Source organism: Phycisphaerae bacterium, assembly GCA_024102815.1.
GTDB lineage: Bacteria > Planctomycetota > Phycisphaerae > UBA1845 > UBA1845 > JAGFJJ01.
Genome location: JAGFJJ010000068.1, coordinates 114,792 through 139,195 on the forward strand (window position 1 = coordinate 114,792; position 24,404 = coordinate 139,195).

A 24,404-nucleotide genomic window follows, 5' to 3' on the forward strand; every position below is an offset into this window, starting at 1 on the left:
TCGTCTGCAATTGTAAATAGGAGTTGAGTTATGAAATCAACGATACTCATCGCACTCGCACCTCTTGCGTTGCTCACCGGATGCGTATCTCCGCAGGCTCGAAGAGGGAGGGTCATCCAGGCCGACGTGGGGAACCGCTTTCCGAATTTTACCTTCCAGGATGAACGTGGAACGGCACAGGATTTGAGTCAGAATCTCGGCGACTTCACCGTGCTGGTGTTCTCGGAATGTGGCGAAGACCTCCACGGCCCTGTGTCTGCGGCCCTTGTCGATCTGGTGCAGCCGAACCAAGAGCCCGGGTACTCGGAAACCGTCGGCTTTGACATCCACTGGTCGAGAGACGGCTGTCGGTATCACAGCGATTGCCACCTCTTGGAGGGCGGGCCGCACATCTTCAGCATCTGCGACGGTCGGTCACAAGTCCGTGATCTATACGACGCTGACGCCGCGGGTGAAATCATCGTCATCGGTCCGGACCGGCGTATCGTCGACCGAGCGCCGATGCGCGAGCTAGATTCGATCTCCAGCCGGCTGGCCCGAAGATTCAGCGACCACGCGGAAGTGGTCATCCAGACGAGGTCGCCGGACGAATGACGAACTTGGCCCCCCCGACCACAAGTTCAAGAGCGCTGCCGTCCCAACGGCGCACACCGTCCAGGACGCGAAAACCAGCCCGTGCTGCGATTTCTCGGGCCGATCAGTCAACAGCGGACGCGACACGCGGTATGCTTTCCGCAGAAGGACCCGAGGCGCCGGGTAGCTGGGACGAGCTCGCGTCGAAGCTCGATCGGAAGTTCCGTGCTTTGCTGAAGAGCGTTGAGGACATGCAAGCCGAACTTGAGGATGAGAATGAACGTGCTCGACAACTCGAAAACAGGTTGCGGCGGGAGGTCATAGGCAATGGTTGAGAGTTCCTTTCGTTTCCGATCCGTGTTGTTCCTCCTCTCGTCGATCGCCGCGTTGGCGATCCTTGTGCAAGGCTGTGCGATTTACCAGAGTGGGTCGCGCGAACTCTCCTCGTACGTGAGGCAGCGAGCTGATGCTCAAGGCGATATCGCCGGGGCCTACGCGCAGTCACCGTTGGAAGCAAATGACAAATCTCTCCCCGATGGCACGTCGACGCAACCACAGGTGCAAAAGCGCCTTCGCGACTTCATCGTCCTCGCCCTGGAGCGCAATCCGGATGTCAAGGCCGGCGAGGAGACGGCGCGTTCCAAGGTAGAGCGTATCCGCCAGGTCACGGCACTACCTGACCCGTTTTTGAACATGAAGATTTTGCCCGAACCGGTTCGGACAGCCGAGGGTGACAACTTCTTCATTCTTGGCGTCTCCCAGAAGCTACCTGTTCCGGAAAAGCTCGACCGTGCCGGTCGCATGGCCGTCGAGGACACACGCATCGCACTGCAGCAATGGCAGGCCACTCGGCTCCGCGTCATCGCGGATGTCAAGCGCGCCTATTTCCAGCTTTATGTCGTCGATCGCAGCATCGACGTCACGCAAGCGAACCAGGATCTGTTGCGCGGACTCATCGACGTGGCCCGGTCACAACTCGCCGCCGGTCGGCGCAGCCAGGACGACGTGCTGCGCGCCCAAGTGGAGCTTTCCAATCTCGAGGCCGAACTCATCGCGTTGAGACAACGACGTGTCACGATCGTAGCCCGCCTGAATGAGGTTCTTGATCGCCAGCCGCAAACTGAGATTCAGCCTCCAGACGAATTTGGAATCCGGCAAGTCGCCCTTGCCATTGATGATCTGATTGCGAAGGCCGTCGACGCCAACCCGGATTTGAATCGAATCAAACATCAGATCGAGCGCGATCGCGAATCCGTGGAACTGGCCAAGCTCGCCTACTGGCCGGACTTTGCCCTCGGTTTTGAGTGGATGTCCATGGAGCCGCGCGACGCGTTCCGGCCCCCTCCTAACCCAGTGACCGGGCAAAGGCCAACCGTGTCCAAGATGAGCGAAGACGGCACCGACAACTGGGCCATCACTTTCGGTTTCAGCCTGCCCATCTGGTACGACAAGATTCACGGGGGAATTGAAGAAGCGACACGGCGGCTCGCCGCTTCACGCGCGCAATTCAGATCCTCCCAGAATCGCGTCGAGTTTGCTATAGAGGATGCCCTCGAACGCGTTAAGGCTCAACAGGAACTCGCACGGCTGTTTCGCGACACGATCATTCCGCAGGCCGAGCAAACGTATCACGTGTCACAGGCCTCGTACACGGCAGGAACGAGTGACTTTCTGTACGTCATCGACAACTGGCGCAAGTGGCTCGTCTTCACGATTCAATACTACCGCTCGATGGGCGAACTTGAACGCAGTGTCGCCGATCTGGAGCAGGCCATTGGCCTGAGTTTGCCCGAAGTGGGAGAACCGTAATGTCAGCACGACGTACCTTTGGCACGAGCCGACGACGAATCGAACCGCTGGATAAGCAGCTGCACGCACGATGCGGTTTCCCGCGGGTAGCCCAACAGGTGCACAGGCGATCAGCCCGCGCAACGCTCACGGTGGTTCTCGTGGTCGTGGCTCTCGCCGGTGGCGGAATAGGAGGATACGCACTGTCGCACCGTCTCGGAACCGGGCCGTCCTCGAGCGACATGGGTAGCGGCACAGATGCGACCGCGGCAGATGGCGATCAGTGGTACACGTGCGGCATGCATCCCAACGTCCTTCAGAAGGGCCCGGGCGACTGCCCGATCTGCCACATGAAGCTCACCCCCCTTAAGAAGGGCGATGACACCGGCAGTGGCGCGAAAGCATCCAAAGAGCGGAAAGTGCTCTACTGGCGCGCCCCGATGGACCCCAATTACATTTCGGAAAAGCCGGGCAAGAGCCCTATGGGGATGGATCTCGTCCCCGTGTACGCAGACGAAGAGGAATCAGGCTCTGCGCACACCATTCGCATCGATCCCGTCACCACCCAGAACATGGGCATCCGCACGGCCACCGTGAAGCGCGGCCCGTTGATCAAGACGATTCGAACGGTGGGGCGCATCGATTACAACGAACCACTCGTCACGTTTGTCGACACAAAGTTCAACGGCTGGATCGAAAAACTGGGCGTCGACGAAACGGGCCAGCACGTGGAACGGGGCCAACTTCTGTTCAGCGTCTATTCACCCGAGCTCTATGCCGCTCAACAGGAATACCTCTCCGCGGTGCAGACTCTACCACGTCTCGAAGCAAGCACCTTCGCTCCCGCCCGCGAGGAAGCTGTCAAGATGGTCGAGGCCGCCTTGACCAAGCTCAAGTACCTCGACGTGTCGGACGAGCAGGTCGAGACGCTTCGTGCGACGGGAAAGATCGAAAAGACCCTCGCGATCCATTCGCCAGCTTCCGGGATCGTCACGGAGAAGATGGCGCTCGAAGGCATGTACATCAAGCCGGGGATGCGCCTCTATACGATTGCCGACTTGTCCCGCGTCTGGGTTTACGTTGACGTTTACGAATACCAGCTTCCATGGATCAGCGTCGGGCAGAATGCCACGATGACTCTTCCCTATGTTCCCGGTGAGGGGTTCGTGGGGAAGGTCGTCTACATCTACCCCTACCTGGAACCGCAGACCCGCGTAATCAAGGTCCGCCTGGAGTTTGAGAACGCCGACATGCAACTCAAGCCGGGCATGTACGCAAACATCAGATTGGAGTCGGAGCTGCAGCGCGATGCGATTCTCGTGCCCCGCGAGAGCTACATCGACTCCGGGACCCGGCAGGTGGCCTTCGTGGATCTTGGCGGAGGCAAGTTCGCGCCGCGCGACGTTCAGGTCGGCGTCGAGGCGGAGGACGGCATGGTTGAGGTTCTCTACGGTCTCGACGAGGGTGAAATCGTCGTGACGAGCGGCCAGTTTATGCTTGACGCGGAGAGCAAGTTGAAGGAAGCCGTCGCCAAGATGATGGAGGCGGAGCGGGCCAAGACAACGAAGCGTGCGCCGGAATCAGGCGGTCACGCGGGACACTCGCCCGACCAAGAGATGGCCGGCATGCATGAAGCGCCGACGATGCCTGAGGGGACGGCCTACAGCTGCCCGATGGAAAAGCACCCCGACGAGACCGATCCGGCGAACCAGGGTCCTTACTTCTCCGACAAGCCCGGCCAATGCCCACACTGCGGGATGAAGCTCAAACCGATTGGCGAGTTTTCCTGGGCGGACAAGTACAAGGCCGGTACAGTCGCCTCGTCCGTTGCTCCCTCAATGACAGAGGGCGGCATACCTGCCGACGCACAGTACGCCTGCCCGATGGATCGGCACCCAGACGAGACCGACGCAGCCGACCAGGGTCCGTACTTTTCCGCGGAAGCCGGTAAGTGCCCGCGATGCGGCATGAAACTCAAACCGCTTGACGACCTGGAATGGATACGGGCGCAGCGAGCCGCCGACGGCGGTGAAGTCGCCTACACCTGCCCGGATCACCAGCATGTTTTCTCCGACACCGGCGGTGAGTGTCCGCGCTGTGGGAGGGCGTTGGCGCCGTTTAAGGTGATGTACACGTGCCCGGATCCGGAGCACGCCTCCGCCGTCAGCGCTACTCCGGGCAACTGTCCGCATTGCGGGCGGGGCATGGCCGCGTACCGCGGTGTGTGGCTGGACGAGAAGATGGCAAGCGAAAATGTGCCGGCCTCACCGGGTCTTGCGGATGTTGCACCCTATCGGTGCCCGATCCACCCGCTCGTGCACAGCGACAAGGTGGGACGTTGCACGATCTGCGGCAGCGAACTCGCATCCACCTCGTCGGCGGCGTCTGGCGAAGCCCTTCGGACCGCCATCCCGCTCGGCGCCAAGTACACCTGTTCGATGAAGATCTGTTGGCACTTCGCCGCCGAACCCGGAGAGTGTCCGAAGTGTGGCATGCGCCTTAAACCGATCGAGGAAGTTGCGTGGGCCAAAGATCTTCTCGATGAGCGATCCGTGCAGGCGGGAGTCGCCTACGCCTGCCCGATGCACCCGCAGGAGATACGGTCGGCTGCACCGGGCACGTGTTCGATCTGCGGCATGCAACTCGTCCCAGAATCGGCGCTCAAGAGACCCGTGGCCGCTCCGGAGCACGTCGCGGCGCAAGTGGATTACATTATGGAGCACTACCTCGAGCTGCAACGTCTGCTGGCTTCGGATCGCACGAAGGATTTGACATTGCATGCGCTAGGCTTGGTTTCGGCTTCGGAGACGCTGTCCAAACACATCTCCGAGCCCGGCGTAAACCTGCCGCCGGAGGCGGCACAGGCCGCGAAGCGCCTGCACGCCGCGGCGCTGAAGATCACAGGTAAGCTAGAGACCGATCGCGTGACGTTCGTCGAACTGAGCGCGGCGGTGAGCGTCCTTGTCGAGTACGCACGTCCGGACAAAACGCGCTGGCCGAAGCTGTATCTTTATCATTGCCCAATGAGCAAGGGTGACTGGCTTCAGCCCGCCGAGGAGAAGGCCAACCCCTATTACGGATTCAAAATGCTCAACTGTGGCGAACTGAGAGGAATCAAGTAGAGCAACCGAGCCGCCGCAGCCACTGGTGCAGCCGTCAATCGCGCGCCGGACAAGGAAAGCGAAATGATTGCCAAGATCATCGAATACTGTTGTCGGAACCGTCTGCTGGTTCTTATTCTCACGTCGTTTATCATTCTCGGCGGCATCTGGACCATCTACAACATCCGCCTCGATGCCATCCCCGATCTTTCCGACGTGCAGGTCATCATCTTCACGGAATATCCCGGGCAAGCGCCACAGGTCGTCGAGGACCAGGTCACCTATCCGCTCACGACTTCGATGCTCGCTGTCCCCTACGCCAAGGTCGTCCGCGGCTATTCCATGTTCGGTTACTCCTTTGTGTACATCATCTTTGAAGACGGCACAGACATATATTGGGCGCGGTCCCGCGTCTTGGAGTATCTCAACTACGTATCCAGCCGACTGCCCAGAGGAATAACACCGCAGATCGGGCCCGACGCAACAGGCGTCGGCTGGGTTTACGAATACTCGCTACGCAACGGCTACTACTGCCCCGATCACGTCGACGGCATGTACCGCCATCCGGATGAACCGGGTACATGGTATGCCACAGCGGAAGACGCGCCGGACCAGGTCCGCGAGAAGCTCGAACGGGTGCGCATGTTCGAGCACGGAGGCAAGTGTCCGTGGGACGGGAGGACGGATCTCGTACTGGCTGAGTACGACCTGTCCGAGCTTCGCAGTTTCCAGGATTGGTATCTACGCTACGAGTTGACCGCCATGGAGGGTGTATCCGAGGTGGCCGCCGTGGGCGGTTACGTGCGGCAGTATCAGGTCGTCGTCGATCCGGATCGACTTCTCGCCTACAACATCCCGCTCAGCCACGTCAAAATGGCTATCCGCGGTTCCAACAACGACGTGGGCGGTCGCGTGCTGGAGATGTCCGAAACCGAATACATGGTGCGTGGGCGCGGTTATCTGGCTACGCTCACGCCGAAACAGGTTACCGATGCTCAGCAGGCGGGCACACCCATTTGGCGCGTGCGATCGAAGCAAGGGCTTGAAGACCTGCGCAAGATCGTGATCCGCGCGACGTCTACCGGCACACCGGTTTACCTGCGGGACATCGCCGACGTTCAACTCGGCCCGGAGCTGCGCCGTGGTTTGGCCGAGGCCGACGGCGAGGGGGAGGTCGTTGGCGGCATCGTCGTGATGCGATTCGGTGAGAACGCCCTGCAAATCATTCGCAATGTCAAGCACAAACTCGATCAGCTCAAACAGGGGCTTCCGCCCGGTGTGGACATTGTCACCGAATACGACCGGTCCGGCCTCATCGAGCGCGCGGTCGAAACGCTCACCCACACACTCATTAAGGAGATGATCGTCGTCGGCCTGGTGTGCATCCTGTTTCTATTGCACGCCCGCAGCGAACTCGTCGCCATTTTCGTCTTACCGACCGGCGTCCTATGCGCCCTGATCGTGATGCATTATTTGGGATTCAATGCCAACATCATGAGCCTCGGCGGCATCGCAATTTCAATCGGCGTGATGGTCGATTCGTCCATTGTCATGGTCGAGAACTCGCACAAGCATCTGGATCGCGAGGAGGACCGCATCCATGAAGAACTCGCGGCAGGCAACACGCCCGTTCATCGGCCACGCGTCGACTTGATCATCGACGCCGCCAGGGAAGTGGGCCCGACCCTGTTTTTCTCCTTGCTCATCATCACCGTGAGCTTCATGCCGGTCTTTGCGCTCGGGGACGAGAGCGGTCGACTCTTCAAACCTCTAGCATACACGAAAACCTTCTCGATGGCGGCGGCATCGATCCTGGCGATTACGATTATCCCTGTCCTGATGTTGTCGCTTATCACCTCCCGCGTCTTACCGAAGGCGTGGGGATGGAAGCGAAACCTGCTCATCACCTTGGGTGCGATGTTGCTGCCGGCCGGTTTGCTGCTGGTGATGCCCTTGGGGCAGTTCGAGACCTACCGCCGTGGGATCGCGTTCGCATGGGTGATTCTGATCGGAATGTTGCTGGTGCCACAGAAGATTTTCCACGAGCGCGTCAATCCCATCAGCAAGGTACTGCAGTGGATCTACAATCCTTTCTTCTCGATCGCCATGCGATTTCGCAAGACGACGCTCGTGCTTGCAGTGGTTCTCGTCTTGAGCAGTCTCGTGCCCTTCCTCGGAATCCGCGGCGTTCCTGTCATCGGTCCGCCGGTGAGCGATGCGTTTCCACAACTGGCGCGTTGGTTTCCAGGGCTGGGGCAAGAGTTCATGCCGCCGCTGGACGAGGGCGATCTCCTTTATATGCCCACCACCGATCCGGGAATCAGTATTACCAAAGCGCGCGAACTTCTCCAGCAGACCGATGCACTCATTGCGAGCTTCCCAGAAGTGCATCACGTCTTTGGAAAGATCGGCCGCGCGGAAACCGCCACAGATCCCGCCCCGCTGTCCATGGTCGAAACAACCATCATGTTGGAGCCAGATCGCGAGAAGTGGCGCACGCGCCATGTCGATCGGTTCTACGATTCGTGGCCTGAGTGGATGAAGGAGTGGACCGGTGCCCGCTGGTTGTGGCCAAAGGAGCGCGCGATCACAATCGATGAGCTGACGTACGGTTACGAGGACCGCGGAGAGCACATTTCAGGACTGAATGAAGTCGTTAGTTTCCCGGGCCTCACGAACGCCTGGACTATGCCGATTAAGACTCGCATCGACATGTTGTCGACCGGCATTAAGACGCCGGTCGGCATCAAGATTATGGGTGACAGCCTCAGCGTACTTGGCGGTCTCGCCGAGCGCATCGCCGCAGAAGTGCGCGTCCTTCCCGGTACGCTCAGTGCTTACCCGGAAAAGACAGTTGGCGGCAACTACGTCGACTTCGATATCAACCGCGACGAAGTCGCGCGATACGGACTTCGGATCGAAGATGTCGAGGACGTGATCTTGTCGGCGCTAGGCGGCATGAACGTGACCTGGACCGTCGAGGGATTGGAGCGGTATCCCGTTAATCTCAGGTATAAGCGTGAGCTGCGTGACAATCTACCGGCACTGAAGAGAACGCTCGTCGCTACGCCGGGCGGCGCGCAGGTGCCCCTGGCCCAACTCGCCGATGTGCGCGTCCTCAAGGGTCCGCCACAAATCAAGAGCGAGAACGCTCGTAAGACCGCCTGGATCTATGTGGACTTGACGACGACGGACGTCGTCGGCTGGATCAACCAGGCCAAAGCCCGCGTCGCCGAGGCGATCGACCTACCGGCAGGGTACAACATCGTTTGGTCCGGGCAGTACGAATACATTCAGGAAACGAACCGGCGACTGGCAGTCGTCGTTCCGTTCACTGCCGTGCTCATCATTCTCTTACTCTACTTCCACTCGCGATCTTGGTTCCGCACGGGCGTTGTGCTGTTGGCCGTCCCGTTCAGTCTTGTCGGCGCGATCTGGATACTTTATGCCCTCGACTATAACGTGTCCCTTGCAGTCTACATTGGCATGATCGCTCTGGCCGGCCTCGACGCTGAGACCGGGATGGTAATGCTCCTGTACCTGGAAAACAGCCACGACCGGTTCAAGTCCGAAGGCCGCATGAACAACCTCGATGACCTTTGGCATGCGATCCACGACGGAGCCGTCATGCGCATTCGACCCAAGACCATGACCGTCGCGACGACCTTCATCGGCCTCGTGCCCCTGCTTTGGGCCACGGGCACCGGCGCCGATACCATGCGGCGGCTGGCAGCACCGATGATAGGAGGCCTGGCGACCAGCTTTATCATGGAACTGGTGATTTATCCGGTGATATTTTTCTTCGCCAAACAGTATGAAATGTGGCGAGACGATCGACGTGCACGGGTAAACGTATCTGCCTGACCCGGTAGTCGGAACGCTGGATATGCTGGGAGCCATAGAGTTACATCGCCCTCGCCAGCTTCTGCCAGGCTGCGTGCGCAGAACCTGCCCCCAACAGGTTTCTGGGATCCCGGATGAAAATGACCGAGCGACGTTTCAAGTTCACGGCTAATGATTCAATATGGTGATTATATGAAGTCCACAAACCGAGCACTGATGTTCATTGTCTCGAGCGTTATGCTCGTCTTTCAGGCTGGATGTTTGACGCCGTCCGACGTTCAGAGCGTTGCACAGGGCCAGTTGATCTCGTTCATCAACGCCCTGATCAACACCGTCACCAGCGACGCCATCCGCGGCGCACTCGGCGGCTGATCCTGGCGTGGCCCGCGTTTGCCCTGCGAGCGAGGCCTTGTATGAACGATCTGGTTTCAACTGGCGCCACAAGCGCTGTCGACTCAAGGCTGCGTGTATCCGTCATTGCGCTGCTTGTCATCGCCGTGACGGGCGCGCACTGGTGGACACCTCAAGGGCAGGACTGGTTTCACGCGGTTCATATCTTCCTTCGCAAACTCTATCTACTGCCCGTTATTCTGGCGGCGATCTGGTTCGACCTTCGTGCCGCACTTCTCACGGCCGGGCTGATCACGCTGGTTTATGTGCCCCATGTGGTCTGGCAATGGGGCGGTCAGCGTGCCGAAAATCTCAATCAGGCCGGCGAGATCGTCACAATCTGGCTGGGCGCCATGATCGCTGGCTTCTTCGCCGATGCCGAGAAGGGCGCGCTGCGGAAACTCGCCGGCGCGTACGAGGGTGTTGTCAATGCGCTGGTTGCCGCCTTGGACATGCGCGAGCACGATACGGAACTCCACTCGTTGCGCGTCCGTGCCTACACGCTGAGGCTTGCAGAGGAACTCGGAGTTGCCCCCAACCGGAAGCGGGTCTTTGCCCTTGCCGCCTTGTTACATGACATCGGGAAGATCGGCGTCCCCGACGCGGTCCTTCTCAAACGTGGGAGGCTCTCTGAAGAAGAATGGAAGTGCATCCGACAGCACCCGGGACTCGGACGGAGAATCCTGGAGCCCGTTCCTTTTCTGCGCGAGGCTCAGGAAATTGTATATGCCCATCACGAAAAGTACGACGGCACTGGATACCCGCGCGGTCTGGCCGGGACGAACATCCCACACGGCGCGCGAATCTTCGCGGTGGTCGATGTCTTCGACGCGTTGACCTCCGCGCGTCCATACAAGGATGCTATGCCTTACGCCGCCGCGCGGCGGGAAATCGAAACAGGCAAGGCCTCGCACTTCGACCCGGAGGTCGTCGATGCCTTTCTGCGAGTGCCCGAGGCTGAATGGACAACGATTCGAAATCTGATGGCGCGGACGATTACGGCTGCGAAGTGAGCAATGCGTCGCCACCATACGCGGCCGTGCGGCGGTTCCCGGGCGGTTCAGACGGGATGATTGCTACCGGCGGGTCGCTCATCGCCGCGACGCCGCCAAGGGCCTACTGTTGCACGGCGGTGCCGTTGCTCGCCTTCACCGCTGTGACGGCTTATGTGGTAGTGCAAACCGGGAATGCGGGTACGCGATGAGGCGATTCCACCTCTTCGAATTCCATGATTTGCGGTGGTTCCCGAGCGCGTGGCGCAACGTGCTGACCGACGTGATGGCTTTCTTTGCCGTCAGATTCTGTCTGTACCAGCCGATCGTCCCGAGATTGAAGGTTATCCTGAAGACGATGCAGTGCCGGCGAGTGGTTGACCTGTGCTCGGGAGCAGGCCGTCCCGTCCTATCCGTGTTGGAGGAACTAGATGACGATGAAGGAGTTCCCATCACGATCACATTGACCGACAAGTATCCTAATGTTCCTGCGTTCCGCAGCCTGGCCGAGGCGTCGCCTGGCCGAGTCCTGTACTCCGAGGTACCAGTCGATGCAACCGACGTCCCCTACGACCTTGAAGGCTTCCGGACTCTGTTCGCTTCTTTCCACCACTTTGATGTTGTTGCGGCTCGCGAGATTATTTGCGACGCCGTCCGTAAGAACCAGGGGATCGGCATATTCGAGTTCACCGAAAGGAACTTCTTGATCTGGGTGCCCACTCTTCTTGTTGGTCCGGTGTTTGTCTGGCTGGTGACCCCCTTCATTCGCCCCTTTAGCTGGCAGCGTCTGCTGTGGACCTACGCGATCCCAATATGGATGCTTGCGGGGTTCTGGGATGGCGTGGTGTCGTGCCTGAGAACGTATTCACCTCAAGAACTATGTAATCTAACGAAAGACCTCGGCGCCGGCAGCTACTCCTGGGAGGTCGGTCGCGTCCGTTCTGCCGGCGTGTTCAGGATTACCTATCTGCTGGGCGTCCCTCACGGCCCGGTCACCGGTACTGCTGAAAGTGCGGTCCGAGAGACGTGAATTAGTTGCGGCGCTGCATGATCGGGCCTCAGCGTCGCCGGTTCGTACGCGGAGGAGCGCGTGTTGAGTAGCCCCGGGCGGTCACCCGACCGGGGCCCTCCCCAGATCCGGGCTTGGAGATTTCCACCACCCGGCTCCTCCGCTGGTACGACTCACGGTTTCCTTTCCCATATCTGTACGTAGACACGGGGTGTTGGGAGCGGGTAATCACGGAGCAAATCCGTGAAGCGCTCCCAGTTGAGACGCGCCCGGTGGCTCCGACGACAGAGCCACTTAAACCAAGCACGCTTCACGTGTTGGTCTAGCAAGACCAAACTTCGCGTATTCCCATTGACGCCGAAGTAGTTGAAATGGCCCCGGATGCGCCTCACGAGCGCGGCGTGCTGTTGTCTGACCGGTAGGTGTCGATAGCTACGGCACCAATCGTAGGCGGCCTTGATGGCGCGCCGAAGACGCGCACGCCGAGTCTTGCACGCTATCTCCCATCGACCACTACGGGCTCGTTGCCAGTACAGCGTAAAACCCAGAAAGTCGAACGTGCCCGGCCCCTTACCCTTGTGGTTCGCAGACGGGCATTGGAAGGGAAGCAACCGAGTCTTTTCCGGATGGAGCGACAGCCCAAACTTCTTCATCCGTTTGTCCAGCACACTCATCACCCGTCGCGCATCGTCTTGCCGCTCGAAGCACATGATGAAGTCATCGGCAAATCGGATAAGCTGCGCTTTGCCTCTCATCCGTGGTCTGACTTCTTGTTCGAACCACAAGTCCAATACGTAATGGAGATAGATGTTGCCGAGCAATGGTGAAAGAGCAGATCCTTGAGCCATGCCCCGCTCGGGCCAGGACAGATCCTCGCCATCGAGCACTCCCGCGCGCAAACATTTGCCGATGAGGCGCCAGAGCGCCCCGTCGGGAACCCGCTTTTGGAGCATCCCCAACAACGTCGGGCGATCGACGCTGTCGAAGAAGGACTCAATGTCAGCCTCCAGCACCCAGTTCACTTCTCTCCTGTAAATCGCTCGGTTCAGAGTCCGGATGGCGTCATGTGCACTGCGTTGAGGTCGAAAGCCAAACGAGCTTTCCAAGAAGTCCTGCTCGTAGATCGCCTCCAACACTTCACGCAGGGCATCTTGGACCAGTTTGTCCTCGAATGCCGAGATGCCAATAGGACGCATTCTCCTGCCCTGATCCTTGGGGATGTACACACGGCGGATCGGCTGGTGACGATAACGCTTCGCCCGCAGCCGCTCGTGCAGATTCCTTAGATTATCTTCCAAGTTCTGCCCGTACTGTTCCTTCGTGATTCCGTCCACACCTACCGCAGCATTACTCCGCTGGCGATGATAGGCACGCTCCAAGGCTGCCGCATCGATCAGATGGGCTAGAGAGTGAAACTTGGCTTGGGGTTCTCTTCTCGCTCGTTCCGCTACCTTCAGAAGTTGCGGTGACATGGCGGTCGACGTCAATGCATCGTCCATGGTTCCCTCCTGAAGTTCGTACCAACACGGGCAGCCTTCGCTCGACCGGGTCCGACGGAGCCACCGAAGTTCCCCGGTGTCGTAGCTACTTTGCCGCCCTCCGACTCCCCTGGATCCCTCAGCCGTCGCTCCGGTTCCCCTTGCTGACGGCCTGCCACAGATCGGACGCTTTTTCTGATCCGGCCGCACGTGCGCCCGACAACATGCGGCGCGCCGGAGAGTGATCACCGGGTCTCCTGGCACCGGTAGCTTCTGTGGAGATTCAGGGGCCTCCCAGGTTACTGGGCCGTCCTTGGTATCCGTGCCGCAGTCATGCATACCCCGCCGGGTGCGCCACTGCCTCGCCCTTCTCGCGGTGGTGGCGCTTCTGCCTTCAGGACGGTGGACACCCTGGGCACCCGGAATGATTGCTTTTTCGAGGCTGGTTTCCTGCGGCCCACACACTCGCGCACCTACGCATCGCCGCCTCCGTTACCGGAACCGACGCAAGGCTCGCTACCGACCTGCCGGGCTCAGCTTTGGCCGGAGGGGACTTGCACCTGGACTTGCACCCCCAGGACGACTTACCGAATTTCAAGAAGGCATCGCCTCCTTCCTTCCCGTCGGACCAACATTGCCTGGTCGCGTCCCACCGTCTGCATCTGCCCGGCGATACTGGTCAAGAGCTTCAAGCAGCATCGCGCGAGGGCGACCGAAGTTCGGCCGTACATTCGTGGAGGTTTTCGTGTTGATAATCCCAAAGGGCATTGCTGTCACCGATTGACACCCGCACCGCCGCTGGGGCGACCTGGTCGCACAATGCACGCATATTTCTGTTCAGCGATGTCGTGCGCCGTACTGGCATCCCATGACACTTACTGGCATCCATCACTCGCCGCCACCTTCAATCACCGCGTCAAGGATGAGCTGTTTGCAGGACGAGGAAAGGCCGGGCCACGCCTCGACGACGAGGGCAACGTCCTGGCCGCTGCAGAGCAACACCAAGCAGGACACCAAGCCCTCATTCCCCATGCGCGCAAGTGCTTGTCGCAACAGTACTTGCAGATCCAGGTTTCGAGGTTCGATTCCCCCCGCCTCCAATTCGTAAGTCATTTCTTTGCAAGCACTTACATGCGGGCAGGGGCACTTTTGTGTAGTATATTGTGTAGTCGATTTCCGCGCGCGGCGCATTTCACAGGGTCCGCCGGCTGAAATTCACAGCCCCACCCTGCCGCTCGCACTTACGGGAAGCTCGATCTGCGGCCAACACACCAGGGCCTTTTCTTGGCGGGCACGACCCGCGGAAAGGACGCGTGTGATGGCGAGTCTCACCCGGCAGAAGGGGAAGTACTACCGCGTCTTCTGGAACTTCAAGGTGGCGGCCGGCCCCAAGGCCGGCCAGACGATGCAAGGCAGCGCCTACCTCGGCAGCTGCACCCGGGCGGCTGCGAAGGCACGGCTGCGGGAGGTCGAGGTCTGGGAGGAGGCGGTCAAGACCGGTCGGCACCTCCCCGACGGAGGCTGGGAGGAGGTGTACGCCCTCTGGATTCGAGAGAAGCAGCTCTCGTGCACGCCGCAATCGGTACAGCGCGCGGAGCGCGTGGTGACACGGTACATGGCGTGGCGGGAGAAGCACAAGCTCCCGTGTCAGTACGTCGAGAACATCGCCTGCCGACAGGACCTGATCAAATGGCGCGACTTTCGCCTGGACCACGAGGCAGGTCGCAAGACCGTCGCGAATGATCTGGCCACGCTATCGTCTTGGTTTGAGTGGTGTGTCCAAGAGCGGTTCCTCACCGAGAACCCGATCCGTCGAATCACGCGCCCGCGCTTTGTCACCAAGAAAGAAGGGACGCCGCTGACGAGGGAGCAGGCGGGACGCTGGCTGTGGGCCATCAAGGCGCGCGCGACGCGTAACGGCCGAGGACCGAGATCGTGGGATGAGGTGCGGCGCAAACGGCGGCTGGCTGTGTTCCTGCTCAACACCGGTGTGCGCAACGGCGAACTTTGCGGCCTCAACGTCGAGGACCTTCGCGTCGACAAGGAGGAGCAACTGGTCTACGTCATGGGCAAGGGCCAGAAGGAACGCTGGGTTCCGCTGAACGGAGCCGCGCTCGCGGCGGTGCGTCTGAACCTCAAGGAGCGCGGCAACCCGAACCGCGGTCCGCTCTTCGTGTCACGTGCCGGTGAGCGGTACAACGTACGCCAGCTCTCTTCCGAGTTCTCGGACATGGGCCGCTGCACACCGGAGAAACTCGACGCCAACCCGCACAACCTGCGACACAGCTTCGCCACCTGGCTGGCGCGATCGACGTCCAACATCTCTCTGGTGCAAAAGGTACTCGGTCATGAGGACGTGAACACGACGCTGCGCTACTACGTTCATACTTGCGATTACGAGCTGGCCGGCGCGACGACAAACCTGCGCGGGCGTCGCGAGATGCGCGAGCGCGAAGAGAAACGAGTGCGGCCCTCGTTCAGGGTCATTCCGTTTCCGCAGCAACGAGTTGTGTAGCATCAAAGGGGACGACCGACTGGAGGAACCCAAGGCCTCCAGTCGGCCGTTTCGATCTGCGGCCCCAGAGGCCGCTATTTGAGCTCGCGTCGCATCTTTCGATCGACCTTGACGGCGTTCTCGTGCTGTTTCTGGCAGAAAGCCAAGACGTACTTCCATAGCCATCGGGGTCGGCCGCCGGAACTGAGACAAGGCCTTGGCAACTCGCCGCGCTCGACTATGCGTCGGATCGTGCGTTCATGCACACCCAATCGGCGGGCCAGTTCGGCTCGGTCGACGAATTCACCAAGGTCGGATTCCGGGCACGCAGCCGGCGTGTTCGTTCTGATCTCAGCCACGGGAGTCCTCATCCTGCGCATCCTCGGATTCATGAAGAGCGATGAACTGATAGGACTGCTCGGCAACGAGGCGCAGCCGAGGGAGGTCGTTCACGAAGAAGTAGTCCGTGTTGCACCAGTCGCCGGTCGCTCTGTCGTGGAAGCGCTTCTGGATTCTGACGCTATACCTGGTGGCGATACGCCCTTCTGTCTCGTTCTCCTGCTTCCAGATCGCGGCCTTGACGGTGCCTGCTCTGAACTCCTTGATCGGTTTTCGCGGCTCTTGATTCACGGCTACGTTCCTTTTCGGATAGGTGTCCTGCATCGTTGGGAGGCAAGTTCGCCGTCCCTCATCCGCAAGGGAATGCGGAAGAATCGAGGCGTGTGTTTCAGCACGTGTGCCCGATCGCCAGGATCACCACTTCGAACGATGCGCTGAAACAACATCGACGTTTCCGCCGCCTGCCACTGCGGCGATATCGGGATCGTTGACCACGTGAACAGAAGCGAGATCGAAGATGGCCTTTCAGTTCAGCGAATCGGACCAAGAGCTTCTCGTCACGATCGCCGAGCACCGCCTATTGACCATCCGCCATCTGACGATGCTGCTTAGGAGGAATGCGAGTGCCTTGCGCCGGCGATTGAAGATCCTTCGATGTAAAGGCCTGATCGAAGTAGGCGGACGGCCGTTCGGAAGGAGTCGTGGACGACCCGAGATACTGATTTCACTGGGTGATGCCGGTGTCGAACTCCTGAAGGCAAGACGGCTGCTCAAGCCGACGCTTCCCGTTGACAAGGTCACGGCGAAGGGCATCAGCTGCGTTGATCACGAACTCCTGGTGAACGACTTCCGTGCCGGATTGGCGGAGATGGCGCGGGTCGTCCCGGCGTTGTCGATCAGGTTCTTTTCGGCGAATTCGCGTTTGCTGGCGTGCGAACCACATGACCGCCCATTTATTCATGAGACAATATTCGTCAATGACGGAACTCTCGATGACATTGACTTCATACCGGATGGAGTGCTCGCAATAACCCATGCGGAGCTGGGCAAGACGCTACTCTTTTTCCTCGAAGCGGACCGAGGTACCGAGCCACGCAACAGCACTCTATACGTGGGGCGGGGTTTTCGCCAGAAGATCTTCAATTATCAGCGGTACATCGCGGTCGAGCAGTACAAGCGATATGAGAAGATCCTCAAGTCCGAGCTACGCGGCTTTCGATTGTTGATTCTGACCGAGCAACCGGCGCGTTTCGCGGCATTGTGCGAGTTGGTCCGAGCGACGCCCCCGTCCGGGTTCATATGGCTGGCTGACCGCACAGAGCTCCTCTCAGAAGGACTATGGGCGTCGATTTGGTTGCGGGGCGGAAACATCGCCGAGACTCGGCAGTCCATACTCGGCAGTAAGGCGCTGGACCGGCGCCCAGAGGCGACGCTGGCATCGTAAGGCGGGGAAGCGTTCCGCGTGCGCCGAGGCTCATCTTTCCGCTCACCGATCAAGTTAGACGCATCGCTGCAAATTCCGTACGCCAACTCGCTGTGCACGGTCGTCTGCGCACATCGCTGGTCACCGCGCTTAGGGCAGCTGTCAATTCCCGCACATCGGTTTCTCGTTCTCATCCGCCCAGCGTCAGCGACGGGCAGGGGCAGGTCGGCCATTCGATGTTCGTTGCAGTGGGCACCCCGGGCCGCAGAACGGACTGACGGCCGGATCTTCGCAACCGCAGCTGCGGTAGGGTTTGTCGTACGCCCATGCCGTTTGCTCAACAACTTCGGCCTCTGTGATTAGGTCTTTTCCTGCGGCGGGCCGATTCTTCATGGCCCACACGGCGAGCGCGCCCACGGCAACATCTTGTGGGATCCCGGCTCTCTTGAGATGCAGGGCGAGCCGAAAGCAGCTTACGCGTTGGTATTGGGTAACACCTTCCGCCAGAATTCGTTGTGCGCAGGGGGGCAATCCGAACGATGGCGAAATATCCTTGGCATCGGAGGAGTGCGTTGCGGCGTATCGTGTCCCACCCGTGCGTTGGAGCCTGTTGGCCTTGATGATCTCGTCCAGCTGCACCTCGCCGACGCGCCTGACGTTGATCAGGACATCCCACTGGTCCTCGTAGGCGGCCAGTCCTCGCTCGGGGTCGACAAATACCGTCCGCCCCTTGGGGCATGCGCGCCCGAACAGAGGCGCGTTAATGAATGCCCCGTATCGGGTTGATTGCGAAAGCCTGTCATGCTTGGGGAAAACTTCTGTGGCCGGCTCATTGATATCGTCAAGGATCGACCGAACGACGAGTCTTGCCTTGGCCGCGATCACGCCGGGTAGTTCCAGGAAGATCCACACGTGCCAGCCCTTGTGTTTGGATCGTTCGAGATAGGTTTTGAGCCCATGAGTCGCGGCCCGGCGAATGAATCGTAGCGGCGGTTTGGGGTCCTCCCTGTCGAAATCGGCCACGACGGCGCGCGTGCGAGTGTGGACCAGAAGGTAAACACCGTACGGCTGTCGACCAGTGAGATGGGACAACAGAGTTTCATCGGTGACCGGGCGCTTTACTTGGAACGCACGACCGGTTCGGGCGTCGTAGGTGCCGTAGGCATGCATCAGTCCCGTGAAGCAGCTACGGAATACGGCGAGCTTCTCGGCAGTCGATCGTACGCGATTCCTCGTCCTCATCGGCCCAAGCCCTTGCTGTCAGAGAGAGGGACGGGCGGTGGCCGACTCGTTCGTTCGGCCTCGACCGCCCAAAGGCTGTCCCTCTGCCTTACTGCGGCAGCATCGCGGCGCCGATTTCACTTTGTCGTTGGGAAGCGATCCATGAAAACTGATGTGGTCGGGTACTCTGAGCGTTGGGCGGCGAAGAAGAGATCGGGAATCGAATCAACGAATTGTTCAGGCCGGTGCGCCGGCGCCCCTTCCGGTAGATATGGCCGGAGCTTCTCGAGCAGGGTGGCGGCGATAGCGAGATTCGTGTCCCAGTCCGCGGGATCAACGTAGCGGGAAAACACGCCGTTCACGTACTCTTGGCGAAGGCGGGCCTTCAGATACTCCCCAAGCCGGTGGTACAGCCAGTCCAGGCCTGGGACACGATCATCCGTCGCCTCCAGGATAGCGGACTCGAAGCCTCCGTTCGGTAGACCGCCATAGCACTGGTTGAGAAGAAAGGCCGCCTCATCACGCGCCTGCAACTCGCTGAAACAGCGAGAATCCATCGGAAGTCGAACGTAGAGCTTGCGAATCACTTCGGCGACGTGCCCAATCAGTTCGCGAGCTGAGGATAGCCGCTTTCGCGTGTCAACGGCTGCGATGACTTCATCGACCGGATCGTCGATCGCCTCCTGAATCCGGGCGTCAGCGAGCGAGCATTGAATCTCGCTGATGATCTTTGCAGCGCGGATCGCGGGGTGGTCAGAATTCGTCATGTTCCGGCTCCCGAGGCAATATTGACGGCGCTTCCGTCGCATCCGACCTCTGTCTCCAGTGTCTGGTGCGACCATCGATGATTCGTTGAACCTCGGATACGGGCTTGCAGTAGCGCTGCCTTGAACGCGCAATGATCGCCTGGCGTTGACTTTTCTCGGGTAGATCCAGTGGCCGAAGAGCCTTGATACGAACAACTTCGGTTCGTCTTCGCGTGCTGATTCGGGCAATCGCCTGGCCAACGCCCTGTGTGATCAGATCCTCTTCCTCCGCGCGCCCCAGGAGGTCCTTCTTGAGGTATGTGGCATCGTGGCGATCCACGTTGAAGATGACCGTTGACGCTACACTTGACAGAGCGCCGATCTTGCGACGGTCGAACTGGCTCATGAACTGATGGGCCAGCGTCAAGGAGACCGAGTACTTGCGAGTCTCGGCGATCAGATCGTCAACGGCCTCGGTCATGAATCGGTGCGCCTCGTCGCAATAGATGTGGAACGGACGTAACCCAGCCGGCGTCGATCTGTGTCGCCCGAGCGCCGTCTCGTATAGCAGCGCCAGCATGAAGCAGCCCAGTGTATCTCTGGTGTCGGCGCCGAGGTCTGAAAGATCCATCAGCAGGACGTTGCCTTGATCCATGACACTGGAGAGACTGAACGCGGAATCCGGCTGGGACAGCATCAGAGATACCGTACCGCCCAAAAGCAGCTTGCTCAGTTTGTGTTGCGGCGGGCGAATGTCGTCGGGTCGGTAGTGGCGGAAGTCCTCGCTCCAAAACCGGCGGGAAAGATCATTGGTGATCTTGCCTCTGCCGATTTCCTTGATGATTCGTTTGCTTGCCGGCGAACCTTTTCTGAGCAAGTCGTTTACGTCCCGTAACGAAGAACCCGGCGAGTGAAGCAGTGCGAAGAACGCGTGCCTAAGAAGGTGCGTAAGACGATCTCCGGAACCATCGACGATCGAGCGGACGGCTGCGACCAGGTTGGCGGTAACTCGGCCCGCATCATGGGCGGCCTCGCAGTGGAGCGGATTCCAGATCGGCACATAATCGCGGTCTGCCGGATTGACGTATATGACGCGATCAACGGAGTCATCTGGAATGAGCCTCAACAGTCGATCGATCAGCGCCCCATGCGGATCGAGCACGGCGACGCCGTGTCCGGACCGTATCTCTTGTAGAATCATATGCTCCAGCATCGTTGACTTGCCGGTACCGGGCCGACCGATGACATGCATGTGCTTGCTGCGGACGTCTGGCGGCAGGCACACACGGATCCGCTTTCCGGCATGGTCACAAACGCCGATTTGAACGCCGAATGCCAGGTCAGAGGACGGCGCTAGAGGCTCGAGCTGCTCAATGGGCTGCGGCCGATACTCCGTTGTGGTGGGCGAAGTGAAATGGGCGAGCGTGGACAACTCCTCGGAATTGACGAGAAAACCGGGCCGATATGTCCGCCCCATGGTCAGCATTTCCGCCAGTTGGGACTCGGTCAGCACTCGGCAGTATTCGGCCTCGTCCACATCGCGGATCGGCCGGCCGCCGTGTTGGATCATCCCACGGAACGCGGCCAGAGCGCGTATTTGCCTATCATTGGTCTTCCTACTGCCCCAGGTGGCCACGCGCAGGGCGGTGAAAAAGAGGGGCTTGTCCGGGTGAGCCCTCCTCTCGGACTGCTTGGCCATGTAGCTTATGTAGCCTGACGGAGGGTGGTGAGGCTGAATCTGAACCCCGTTCCAGGCAACCACCTGCTTAACCTCGTACTCCAAGTCGATTAGCTTCTTTATGTTGTGGTACCAGTCGTGCTCCGGTGGGACCGGCTGAAACAGAACCTGAAAGAGTCCGAACGTATCTGATGGCAGTCTTCCCAACGCAGTGACGATTGTTCCGTAGATGGAATCGCCCAGCTCCTCGGGGGTTGTGAACATGTGGGAGTACGGCGGCGACGGATAGAAGTCACGCAGGCGTAGCGTGCCGGGCGCGCGCTCCCGCATTCGGGCGTGGAGGGCCGCGCGGGCGGATGTCAGCTCACAGCGTTTGAATTCGCCATGGAATGCCGAATCGACAACAGGCCCATCATGTCGGTGGAACAAGAGCAGTTGATCAATTCGGTCCCTATTGCCTACGAGTTCGATCGCCACACGACGGGTCGCGCCGGAAACTTGCTTCAGAAAGCGCTCGGAGTTTCTCCAACTGCATTTCTCTTCCGGCGAGATCCAGACCTGCATCCGGTGCCAAACATCGGGATCCTCGGCTACGGCTTGGATCCAGGGTACCTGCGGCTGCGGGCCAACCGGCGGAGCATCATCCCGAAGCGAGGTGTACGCCGGTTCGAGTTCGACGGGAACCGTGGCAATCGTGGGCTCGCATCCCTTCGCGACTTCGCGGGAGACCAGCTCCTGAGCACGATTCGCAAGTACTTGCGGATTGTAGCGCTTGATGAGTGCTCTGGCGAAGTCAGAAGACATTCTCAGTCAGCCTCTGGCGGATGTGCCTTACCCGTACAAGCTCCCCACCCTGTTCAGCGTCGCCAACACTTGGTGGTGCCGTTTGAGGAGTCCCGGCAGGTGCACGCGGGCCCTGCCTGCGAACCCTCGCTTCATTTCAGGAGGAAGTAGATGGCCGTGCCTTTCCAGATACTCCTCGCCGACAGCAAGGTACTCTTCGGCCGTAAGCCGCCGGCAAAAGCTGTCGACTCGTTGGTCTATCTCTTTTTGAATCTGCTGTCGCGCCGCCTCGAGCGCCAACTCTCGCAGAACCGCGTATAGACCACCCTCTGCACCGGTGCGGGCCAAGTCGAACGCGACCAGCTCTGCGCGCGGACCCAGCTTCTTGCGCAACAGTTCTGCCGCCCGCCGCCACAGCACGTCACGAGGGCGATCGACATGTGTCGGTACAAGCCGGAGATGACGATCAAGATGTTCGACGAACCTACACATGATGTCTCGGTACACGCTGGCGTTGGTCACGATGTTGGCACGGATTCGGAATCCGTTGATCGCTTCGTCGGCGCGCCGTTCCACAATCTCGCGACTTTGCCTCGGATGAATGCTGGCCAAGAGCTGCTCGAGTTTGGTCATGACGACGCGTCTCCATGGCGATTTCGATAATCACCGGACTCGATCGCGCCCGCGATCACAACCTCCTGAACATGGCCGAAGTGCGCCGCAGCGACTGAGTATACTCATTGATGAGAGACGTCGCGTCGTGCGCATATCGTTCCGGAGTGTTGGGCTGTATGGCCGTTGACAAGTACGGGCCGCATTGTTCAAAAAACTGGCGGATGATCTCGACCTTATCCTCCCAGCAATGAGGCGCCACGTGCCGATCGAAGGCATCTCGGATGTAGTGTGAAACGGCTCGCTCCTTGAGCGCCTCCGCAAGATTGTCGAGACACACCCGAAGCCCGCCGTCGCGGCCGTCGCGTGCTCGAACGAACCACGTGACGATGTCTCCTTCGCCGCGCCTCAGTCGGCTCTCGAGTAGCTGCTTTGCCTCGCTCCGCGCCTCAGGAGGTGATAAGCGGGCTCCTCCTGTAACACACGCCGCGTAGTGATAGTCGAAGTACCGTGTGATCTGCTCCGTAAAGTCTTCGAAGCTTGAAACGCGGTTGCTTGAAAGCGCATAGCGCCCTCTCGCCTCGTCGTGATGGACTGCAACGCGGTTGGTAATCTCCTGCTCATCCAGCGCCCGCGCGAGAGAATCGTATGAAACCATCGAGATCTCCTTTCGGTTAGAGCGTTCGCATAAGGCTTTGGACTCGATCCAAAGCGTCTACATAGACGCGGACGATCTCATCCCGTCGGCGTACATATCGTGCGGGATCTGCCGAACAAAGCTCGTTCGGCAAGTGGGGCCTCAAACGCGCCAGTAACGCAGACATGAACGTCAGCTGGCGATCCCAGTCCAGAGGATCCAGCGCCTCCGTGAGCATGCGGTGGACACGCTTGAATCGTTGTTCTTGCTTGAACCGTTCAGTCATGAGGTCCAGGATTCGGCGCATGCCCCCCTTCAGCGCGAACTTCGCCTCGCTGCGGGCCGCCGCCAAGCCGCCGGCGTCGCCGTAGGCGTTTTCCAAAAGGGCCAACGCATTGTCCGGTTGAGGCGTTGCTCCTGCCCCGTCGGTGTGGCGCAGCAAGGAAAGGTGGAATGCGGTGATCGTGTCGTTGAATTCGTCGTAGTCGTCTACGACCACCCCGGGGAGCACGAAAGCTCCCCGGGCTTCGTCCGCAGGAATGCCAATGTCCTCGGCAAGGCGTTCTGCGCTGATCGCGTCCAGTGTGGCGTCCAACGTGCGCGTAGGAGCAGCCACACTACGATCGCGTCGCGCGACGCGGCTACGTCGAGCGGAGACGACGTCAAACCGTCCGAGCGCAGCACCGACAAGCGTAGCGGCGTCGTGTTGATCATGTTCCGAGGCCAGTCCTCCGATCTCGAAGCACTTGGCGGCCGGCATCAATGGAAAGAAACTGCGGCGGCGACGGACCGCCGGCGCTACCGACTGCACGAGGGCGCCCAGGCGGGCACCGAATTCGTGCGGATAACGCTTGCGCTGCAGCTGGTGTCGAATACGCTGTTCGAGAAGGCGTTTTGCCGGTCGAAGACGCGCGCCGTATAGGTCTGCCTCAAGCAATCGCCAGAACGATTCGTCAAGCCCTTCCACGAGAATGGCCGCGTCCGTCGGAATGTCCTCCGACACGACATGATCAAAGTAGCTGGAGCACAGTGCGGCCTGTAGCCTGCCTAGATCCGTAGTCGCTTCCCTGAGAAGCTCGCCCAGGTGCCCTATCGCGATCGAACGAATACGGCTTGATGCGCCGGCGATTGCGGCAGCCGTTACCTTCCGCTGAACAGGTGCGAGCGTCTCTAGCCGCCATATTTCATGAGTTGTCGAATGAGACGGGCTGATTCGTTGTGGTCGGGCGTGCGAGCGGGCCGGGGACACACCGCCCCCTTTCCCCCGTGCTGATTTCGATTGTCGGTTACGGATGGT

General features: G+C 59.9%; 18 protein-coding genes. 9 read left to right on the forward strand and 9 right to left on the reverse strand.

Annotation, left to right across the window (positions count from 1 at the left end; all coding sequences use genetic code 11):
* Nucleotides 1-30 precede the first annotated feature (30 nt).
* The 7 genes from J5J06_16160 to J5J06_16190 all read left to right on the forward strand — a co-directional run bounded on the left by J5J06_16160 (nucleotide 31) and on the right by J5J06_16190 (nucleotide 11,717).
* Nucleotides 31-594 carry a hypothetical protein gene (locus J5J06_16160; protein MCO6438627.1) on the forward strand — a complete coding sequence of 188 codons (564 nt, stop codon included), beginning with the start codon at nucleotides 31-33 and terminating at the stop codon, nucleotides 592-594.
* A gap of 306 nt (nucleotides 595-900) precedes the next feature.
* Nucleotides 901-2,382, forward strand: a complete 1,482-nt coding sequence (locus J5J06_16165) for a TolC family protein (GenBank protein MCO6438628.1) — start codon at nucleotides 901-903, stop codon at nucleotides 2,380-2,382.
* Nucleotides 2,382-5,483 carry an efflux RND transporter periplasmic adaptor subunit gene (locus tag J5J06_16170; GenBank protein MCO6438629.1) on the forward strand — a complete coding sequence of 1,034 codons (3,102 nt, stop codon included), beginning with the start codon at nucleotides 2,382-2,384 and terminating at the stop codon, nucleotides 5,481-5,483. Before J5J06_16165 ends, J5J06_16170 begins: the two co-directional genes overlap by 1 nt.
* Before the next feature lie 63 nt (nucleotides 5,484-5,546).
* Nucleotides 5,547-9,326 carry an efflux RND transporter permease subunit gene (locus J5J06_16175; GenBank protein ID MCO6438630.1) on the forward strand — a complete coding sequence of 1,260 codons (3,780 nt, stop codon included), beginning with the start codon at nucleotides 5,547-5,549 and terminating at the stop codon, nucleotides 9,324-9,326.
* A 171-nt stretch (nucleotides 9,327-9,497) separates the two neighbouring features.
* The gene (locus tag J5J06_16180) at nucleotides 9,498-9,677 is read left to right on the forward strand and encodes a hypothetical protein (GenBank protein ID MCO6438631.1); all 180 of its coding nucleotides are present in this window, start codon (nucleotides 9,498-9,500) and stop codon (nucleotides 9,675-9,677) included.
* 41 nt (nucleotides 9,678-9,718) lie between these two features.
* Nucleotides 9,719-10,708: an HD domain-containing protein gene (locus J5J06_16185; GenBank protein MCO6438632.1), complete on the forward strand. Its 990-nt coding sequence runs from the start codon at nucleotides 9,719-9,721 to the stop codon at nucleotides 10,706-10,708.
* 187 nt (nucleotides 10,709-10,895) lie between these two features.
* Nucleotides 10,896-11,717 carry a hypothetical protein gene (locus J5J06_16190; protein MCO6438633.1) on the forward strand — a complete coding sequence of 274 codons (822 nt, stop codon included), beginning with the start codon at nucleotides 10,896-10,898 and terminating at the stop codon, nucleotides 11,715-11,717.
* A 152-nt stretch (nucleotides 11,718-11,869) separates the two neighbouring features.
* Here J5J06_16190 and ltrA read toward each other — a convergent pair whose 3' ends face one another.
* Nucleotides 11,870-13,195 carry a group II intron reverse transcriptase/maturase gene (ltrA, locus tag J5J06_16195; protein ID MCO6438634.1) on the reverse strand — a complete coding sequence of 442 codons (1,326 nt, stop codon included), beginning with the start codon at nucleotides 13,193-13,195 and terminating at the stop codon, nucleotides 11,870-11,872.
* 1,297 nt (nucleotides 13,196-14,492) lie between these two features.
* Between ltrA and J5J06_16200 the strand changes: the two genes are divergently transcribed.
* Nucleotides 14,493-15,689, forward strand: coding sequence for a tyrosine-type recombinase/integrase (locus tag J5J06_16200; GenBank protein MCO6438635.1), 1,197 nt, complete (start codon nucleotides 14,493-14,495; stop codon nucleotides 15,687-15,689).
* A gap of 74 nt (nucleotides 15,690-15,763) precedes the next feature.
* On the opposite strand, the gene J5J06_16205 is transcribed toward J5J06_16200, so the two are convergent.
* Entirely contained in the window at nucleotides 15,764-16,027 is a 264-nt protein-coding gene (locus J5J06_16205) for a hypothetical protein (protein MCO6438636.1), read from the reverse strand.
* Complete coding sequence (locus J5J06_16210) at nucleotides 16,020-16,298, reverse strand: hypothetical protein (GenBank protein MCO6438637.1); 279 nt, start codon at nucleotides 16,296-16,298, stop codon at nucleotides 16,020-16,022. Before J5J06_16210 ends, J5J06_16205 begins: the two co-directional genes overlap by 8 nt.
* Nucleotides 16,299-16,524: 226 nt before the next feature.
* On the opposite strand from J5J06_16210, the gene J5J06_16215 reads away from it, so the two are divergent.
* Nucleotides 16,525-17,451 (forward strand): replication-relaxation family protein, encoded by a 927-nt coding sequence (locus J5J06_16215; protein MCO6438638.1) that lies wholly within the window; start codon nucleotides 16,525-16,527, stop codon nucleotides 17,449-17,451.
* A gap of 183 nt (nucleotides 17,452-17,634) precedes the next feature.
* Here J5J06_16215 and J5J06_16220 read toward each other — a convergent pair whose 3' ends face one another.
* The 6 genes from J5J06_16220 to J5J06_16245 form a co-directional block, all read right to left on the reverse strand.
* Complete coding sequence (locus J5J06_16220; GenBank protein ID MCO6438639.1) at nucleotides 17,635-18,672, reverse strand: hypothetical protein; 1,038 nt, start codon at nucleotides 18,670-18,672, stop codon at nucleotides 17,635-17,637.
* 116 nt (nucleotides 18,673-18,788) lie between these two features.
* Nucleotides 18,789-19,418 carry a hypothetical protein gene (locus J5J06_16225; GenBank protein MCO6438640.1) on the reverse strand — a complete coding sequence of 210 codons (630 nt, stop codon included), beginning with the start codon at nucleotides 19,416-19,418 and terminating at the stop codon, nucleotides 18,789-18,791.
* Complete coding sequence (locus tag J5J06_16230) at nucleotides 19,405-21,879, reverse strand: type IV secretion system DNA-binding domain-containing protein (protein MCO6438641.1); 2,475 nt, start codon at nucleotides 21,877-21,879, stop codon at nucleotides 19,405-19,407. Before J5J06_16230 ends, J5J06_16225 begins: the two co-directional genes overlap by 14 nt.
* Before the next feature lie 27 nt (nucleotides 21,880-21,906).
* A complete protein-coding gene (locus tag J5J06_16235; GenBank protein ID MCO6438642.1) occupies nucleotides 21,907-22,491 on the reverse strand; it encodes a hypothetical protein in 585 nt (194 codons plus the stop codon).
* Between the two features lie 55 nt (nucleotides 22,492-22,546).
* Nucleotides 22,547-23,128 (reverse strand): hypothetical protein, encoded by a 582-nt coding sequence (locus J5J06_16240; protein ID MCO6438643.1) that lies wholly within the window; start codon nucleotides 23,126-23,128, stop codon nucleotides 22,547-22,549.
* Between the two features lie 16 nt (nucleotides 23,129-23,144).
* Nucleotides 23,145-24,110, reverse strand: coding sequence for a hypothetical protein (locus J5J06_16245; GenBank protein ID MCO6438644.1), 966 nt, complete (start codon nucleotides 24,108-24,110; stop codon nucleotides 23,145-23,147).
* Between the last annotated feature and the right edge of the window lie 294 nt (nucleotides 24,111-24,404).

Excerpts from the sequence above, each read along its gene's own strand:
- J5J06_16160 (MCO6438627.1), top strand. The coding sequence starts at position 31 with ATGAAATCAACGATACTCATCGCACTCGCACCTCTTGCGTTGCTCACC.
- J5J06_16165 (MCO6438628.1), top strand. The coding sequence starts at position 901 with ATGGTTGAGAGTTCCTTTCGTTTCCGATCCGTGTTGTTCCTCCTCTCG.
- J5J06_16170 (MCO6438629.1), top strand. The coding sequence starts at position 2,382 with ATGTCAGCACGACGTACCTTTGGCACGAGCCGACGACGAATCGAACCG.
- J5J06_16175 (MCO6438630.1), top strand. The coding sequence starts at position 5,547 with ATGATTGCCAAGATCATCGAATACTGTTGTCGGAACCGTCTGCTGGTT.
- J5J06_16180 (MCO6438631.1), top strand. The coding sequence starts at position 9,498 with ATGAAGTCCACAAACCGAGCACTGATGTTCATTGTCTCGAGCGTTATG.
- J5J06_16185 (MCO6438632.1), top strand. The coding sequence starts at position 9,719 with ATGAACGATCTGGTTTCAACTGGCGCCACAAGCGCTGTCGACTCAAGG.
- J5J06_16190 (MCO6438633.1), top strand. The coding sequence starts at position 10,896 with ATGAGGCGATTCCACCTCTTCGAATTCCATGATTTGCGGTGGTTCCCG.
- ltrA (MCO6438634.1), bottom strand. The coding sequence starts at position 13,195 with ATGGACGATGCATTGACGTCGACCGCCATGTCACCGCAACTTCTGAAG.
- J5J06_16200 (MCO6438635.1), top strand. The coding sequence starts at position 14,493 with ATGGCGAGTCTCACCCGGCAGAAGGGGAAGTACTACCGCGTCTTCTGG.
- J5J06_16215 (MCO6438638.1), top strand. The coding sequence starts at position 16,525 with ATGGCCTTTCAGTTCAGCGAATCGGACCAAGAGCTTCTCGTCACGATC.
- J5J06_16220 (MCO6438639.1), bottom strand. The coding sequence starts at position 18,672 with ATGAGGACGAGGAATCGCGTACGATCGACTGCCGAGAAGCTCGCCGTA.
- J5J06_16225 (MCO6438640.1), bottom strand. The coding sequence starts at position 19,418 with ATGACGAATTCTGACCACCCCGCGATCCGCGCTGCAAAGATCATCAGC.
- J5J06_16230 (MCO6438641.1), bottom strand. The coding sequence starts at position 21,879 with ATGTCTTCTGACTTCGCCAGAGCACTCATCAAGCGCTACAATCCGCAA.
- J5J06_16235 (MCO6438642.1), bottom strand. The coding sequence starts at position 22,491 with ATGACCAAACTCGAGCAGCTCTTGGCCAGCATTCATCCGAGGCAAAGT.
- J5J06_16240 (MCO6438643.1), bottom strand. The coding sequence starts at position 23,128 with ATGGTTTCATACGATTCTCTCGCGCGGGCGCTGGATGAGCAGGAGATT.